At 53.6% G+C, this 5,484-nt stretch carries 2 tRNA genes and 3 rRNA genes; all 5 read right to left on the minus strand.

Going from position 1 to position 5,484, the window contains the following annotated elements:
* Positions 1–3 precede the first annotated feature (3 nt).
* The 5 genes from rrf to C0Z19_RS27510 all read right to left on the minus strand — a co-directional run bounded on the left by rrf (position 4) and on the right by C0Z19_RS27510 (position 5,277).
* Positions 4–116, minus strand: a 5S ribosomal RNA gene (rrf, locus tag C0Z19_RS27490).
* Between the two features lie 172 nt (positions 117–288).
* Positions 289–3,171 (minus strand): 23S ribosomal RNA (locus C0Z19_RS27495).
* A gap of 321 nt (positions 3,172–3,492) precedes the next feature.
* Positions 3,493–3,568: transfer RNA gene (locus C0Z19_RS27500), tRNA-Ala, on the minus strand.
* 36 nt (positions 3,569–3,604) lie between these two features.
* A tRNA-Ile gene (locus C0Z19_RS27505) sits at positions 3,605–3,681 on the minus strand.
* Between the two features lie 65 nt (positions 3,682–3,746).
* Positions 3,747–5,277 (minus strand): 16S ribosomal RNA (locus tag C0Z19_RS27510).
* Together the 16S, 23S and 5S rRNA genes with 2 tRNA genes alongside form the textbook arrangement of a ribosomal RNA operon.
* Positions 5,278–5,484 lie beyond the last annotated feature (207 nt).

Genomic DNA, 5,484 nt, shown 5'->3' on the forward strand with positions numbered 1-5,484 from the left:
GGAGCCTGACGATTACCTACTTTCACACGGGAATCCGCACTATCATCGGCGTGGAGTCGTTTCACGGTCCTGTTCGGGATGGGAAGGGGTGGTACCAACTCGCTGTGGTCATCAGGCATAACTTGTTGCTGCGGCGCGGGTGGGCGCACAGCCAATCCGGGAAGAAGTATCGGGCGCTGAGCCCGGTGTAATGGATGGGTGATCGATGGGGCAGTGATTGTGTGGCACTGCGAGGATCAAACCTGTCACGATCTTATCCCGACTATGGGAATAAGACGCTCCGGTTATAGGATCAAGCCGTACGGGCAATTAGTATCGGTTAGCTCAATGCATTACTGCATGTACACACCCGACCTATCAACGTCCTGGTCTTGAACGACCCTTCAAGGGGCTCGAAGCCCCGGGGATATCTCATCTTAAGGCGAGTTTCCCGCTTAGATGCTTTCAGCGGTTATCTCTTCCGAACATAGCTACCCGGCGATGCCACTGGCGTGACAACCGGTACACCAGAGGTTCGTCCACTCCGGTCCTCTCGTACTAGGAGCAGCCCCCTTCAAATATCCAACGCCCACGGCAGATAGGGACCAAACTGTCTCACGACGTTTTAAACCCAGCTCACGTACCTCTTTAAATGGCGAACAGCCATACCCTTGGGACCGGCTACAGCCCCAGGATGAGATGAGCCGACATCGAGGTGCCAAACACCGCCGTCGATATGAACTCTTGGGCGGTATCAGCCTGTTATCCCCAGAGTACCTTTTATCCGTTGAGCGATGGCCCTTCCATACAGAACCACCGGATCACTATGACCTGCTTTCGCACCTGCTCGACTTGTCGGTCTCGCAGTTAAGCACGCTTATGCCATTGCACTATCAGCACGATTTCCGACCGTACCTAGCGTACCTTCGTACTCCTCCGTTACGCTTTGGGAGGAGACCGCCCCAGTCAAACTGCCTACCATGCACTGTCCCCGACCCGGATCACGGGCCAAGGTTAGAACCTCAAACAAACCAGGGTGGTATTTCAAGGACGGCTCCACGCAAACTGGCGTTCACGCTTCATAGCCTCCCACCTATCCTACACAGATCGGTTCAAAGTCCAATGCAAAGCTACAGTAAAGGTTCATGGGGTCTTTCCGTCTAGCCGCGGGTAGATTGCATCATCACAAACACTTCAACTTCGCTGAGTCTCGGGAGGAGACAGTGTGGCCATCGTTACGCCATTCGTGCAGGTCGGAACTTACCCGACAAGGAATTTCGCTACCTTAGGACCGTTATAGTTACGGCCGCCGTTTACCGGGACTTCAATCAAGAGCTTGCACCCCATCATTTAATCTTCCGGCACCGGGCAGGCGTCACACCCTATACGTCCACTTTCGTGTTTGCAGAGTGCTGTGTTTTTATTAAACAGTCGCAGCCACCAGTTTATTGCAACCCTTTCACCCTCCTGGCGCAGGCCAGTCAAGCTACAAGGGCGTACCTTATCCCGAAGTTACGGTACCAATTTGCCGAGTTCCTTCTCCCGAGTTCTCTCAAGCGCCTTAGAATACTCATCTCGCCCACCTGTGTCGGTTTGCGGTACGGTCATCATTAGACTGAAGCTTAGAGGCTTTTCTTGGAACCACTTCCGATTGCTTCGCAGCACTAGGCCGCTCGCGCCACACCCTTGAATTACGTGCCCGGATTTGCCTAAGCACCTTCTCCAATGCAGCGACCGGGACTTCCAACACCCGGACAACCTTCCGCGATCCGTCCCCCCATCGCATCTAACAATGGTGCAGGAATATTGACCTGCTTCCCATCAGCTACGCATTTCTGCCTCGCCTTAGGGGCCGACTCACCCTACGCCGATGAACGTTGCGTAGGAAACCTTGGGCTTACGGCGAGGGGGCCTTTCACCCCCTTTATCGCTACTCATGTCAGCATTCGCACTTCCGATACCTCCAGCACCCTTTACAAGGCACCTTCGCAGGCTTACGGAACGCTCTCCTACCACACGCACTTTCGTGCGTATCCGCAGCTTCGGTATATGGCTTAGCCCCGTTACATCTTCCGCGCAGGACGACTCGATCAGTGAGCTATTACGCTTTCTTTAAAGGGTGGCTGCTTCTAAGCCAACCTCCTGACTGTTTTAGCCTTCCCACTTCGTTTCCCACTTAGCCATATTTGGGGACCTTAGCTGGCGGTCTGGGTTGTTTCCCTCTTGACACCGGACGTTAGCACCCGATGTCTGTCTCCCGTGATTGCACTCTTCGGTATTCGGAGTTTGCTATGGCGAAGTAATCCGCAATGGACCCTTCAACCATGACAGTGCTCTACCCCCGAAGGTGATACACGAGGCACTACCTAAATAGTTTTCGGAGAGAACCAGCTATTTCCAGATTTGTTTAGCCTTTCACCCCTATCCACAGCTCATCCCCTAACTTTTCAACGTTAGTGGGTTCGGTCCTCCAGTACGTGTTACCGCACCTTCAACCTGGCCATGGATAGATCATCTGGTTTCGGGTCTACGCCCAGCAACTGAACGCCCTATTCGGACTCGCTTTCGCTACGCCTGCCCTAATCGGTTAAGCTTGCTACTGAACGTAAGTCGCTGACCCATTATACAAAAGGTACGCCGTCACCCCTTACGAGGCTCCGACTGTTTGTATGCATGCGGTTTCAGGATCTATTTCACTCCCCTCCCGGGGTTCTTTTCGCCTTTCCCTCACGGTACTGGTTCACTATCGGTCGATCACGAGTATTTAGCCTTGGAGGATGGTCCCCCCATCTTCAGACAGGATTTCACGTGTCCCGCCCTACTTGTCGTACGCCTAGTCCTTCCATACTGTTTTCGCTTACAGGGCTATCACCTGCTATGGCCGCACTTTCCAGAGCGTTCAGCTAACAACACAGATAACACGTACAGGCTCTTCCCATTTCGCTCGCCACTACTTTGGGAATCTCGGTTGATTTCTTTTCCTGCGGTTACTTAGATGTTTCAGTTCACCGCGTTCGCCTCTCATAGCCTATGTATTCAGCTATGGATACTCCATACGGAGTGGGTTTCCCCATTCGGACATCCCCGGATCAAAGCTCGTTTGCCAGCTCCCCGGGGCTTTTCGCAGGCTACCGCGTCCTTCATCGCCTGTGATCGCCAAGGCATCCACCACATGCACTTGTTCGCTTGACCCTATAACGAGAGCGTCTCCGCTCCGCTACAGGTTTGAGTTCTCGCGTTGTGCCGTATTCCAAGTGACGTTAAGATCACTTAAATACTTTGGATACAATCACTACCCATCGATATCTTCCACGTCCATCTCAAGACGCTTCCAATATCCATTACTACTTCTTCCAGATTGTTAAAGATCGACAGCCGACTCACTACTTCAGTCGCTCTGACTGGCTCAATCGCCAATGCAAAATACTCAGGGCTGAATACTTGGCATTGAAGATTGTCCCCCTTCGGGGATCGCCCCCCTCGCAAGCGCTCAAGCGCTAACGATGGCGGGGATGGTGGAGGCAGACGGGATCGAACCGACGACCCCCTGCTTGCAAAGCAGGTGCTCTCCCAGCTGAGCTATGCCCCCATACAGAGACTGCTCAGGTTTCTTGCGCCAGACAATTGGTGGGTCTGGTTGGATTCGAACCAACGACCCCCGCCTTATCAAGACGGTGCTCTAACCGACTGAGCTACAGACCCCTGAGTCTGTCTTGATCTACAGCCGATAAGCTGTGGGCGCTTAACGTTGAACACGTAAGCTCGAGAAAGGAGGTGATCCAGCCGCACCTTCCGATACGGCTACCTTGTTACGACTTCACCCCAGTCATGAATCCTACCGTGGTGACCGTCCTCCTTGCGGTTAGACTAGCCACTTCTGGTAAAACCCACTCCCATGGTGTGACGGGCGGTGTGTACAAGACCCGGGAACGTATTCACCGCGGCATGCTGATCCGCGATTACTAGCGATTCCAGCTTCATGCACTCGAGTTGCAGAGTGCAATCCGGACTACGATCGGTTTTCTGGGATTAGCTCCCCCTCGCGGGTTGGCAACCCTCTGTTCCGACCATTGTATGACGTGTGAAGCCCTACCCATAAGGGCCATGAGGACTTGACGTCATCCCCACCTTCCTCCGGTTTGTCACCGGCAGTCTCTCTAGAGTGCCCTTTCGTAGCAACTAGAGACAAGGGTTGCGCTCGTTGCGGGACTTAACCCAACATCTCACGACACGAGCTGACGACAGCCATGCAGCACCTGTGCGACGGTTCTCTTTCGAGCACTCTCACCTCTCAGCAAGATTCCGTCCATGTCAAGGGTAGGTAAGGTTTTTCGCGTTGCATCGAATTAATCCACATCATCCACCGCTTGTGCGGGTCCCCGTCAATTCCTTTGAGTTTTAATCTTGCGACCGTACTCCCCAGGCGGTCAACTTCACGCGTTAGCTACGTTACTAAGGAAATGAATCCCCAACAACTAGTTGACATCGTTTAGGGCGTGGACTACCAGGGTATCTAATCCTGTTTGCTCCCCACGCTTTCGTGCATGAGCGTCAGTGTTAGCCCAGGGGGCTGCCTTCGCCATCGGTATTCCTCCACATCTCTACGCATTTCACTGCTACACGTGGAATTCTACCCCCCTCTGCCACACTCTAGCCCGCCAGTCACCAATGCAGTTCCCAGGTTAAGCCCGGGGATTTCACATCGGTCTTAGCGGACCGCCTGCGCACGCTTTACGCCCAGTAATTCCGATTAACGCTCGCACCCTACGTATTACCGCGGCTGCTGGCACGTAGTTAGCCGGTGCTTATTCTTCCGGTACCGTCATCCCCCCGGGGTATTAACCCAGAGGATTTCTTTCCGGACAAAAGTGCTTTACAACCCGAAGGCCTTCTTCACACACGCGGCATTGCTGGATCAGGGTTGCCCCCATTGTCCAAAATTCCCCACTGCTGCCTCCCGTAGGAGTCTGGGCCGTGTCTCAGTCCCAGTGTGGCTGGTCGTCCTCTCAGACCAGCTACGGATCGTCGCCTTGGTAGGCCTTTACCCTACCAACTAGCTAATCCGCCATCGGCCGCCCCTTGAGCGCGAGGTCCGAAGATCCCCCGCTTTCCTCCATAGAGCGTATGCGGTATTAATCCGGCTTTCGCCGGGCTATCCCCCACTCCAGGACACGTTCCGATGTATTACTCACCCGTTCGCCACTCGCCACCAGGGTTGCCCCCGTGCTGCCGTTCGACTTGCATGTGTAAGGCATGCCGCCAGCGTTCAATCTGAGCCAGGATCAAACTCTTCAGTTCAAACCTGTTACTGTTTTCGATTCAATAGAATCGGTCGCTCACTCAATGTACTGACGAAATCGAATTCATCTTTCGATGAACCCTACCTCAATACTAGTGTGAGACTTGATACTTTCGCTATCGGCCAGATCCGAAGACCCAACCTCGCGTTCGCTATCAAGCGCCCACACTTATCGGCTGTAAATTTTTAAAGATCGCGTCGCTTGA

Source organism: Trinickia soli (genome assembly GCF_002879855.1).
Taxonomy (GTDB): Bacteria; Pseudomonadota; Gammaproteobacteria; order Burkholderiales; family Burkholderiaceae; genus Trinickia; species Trinickia soli.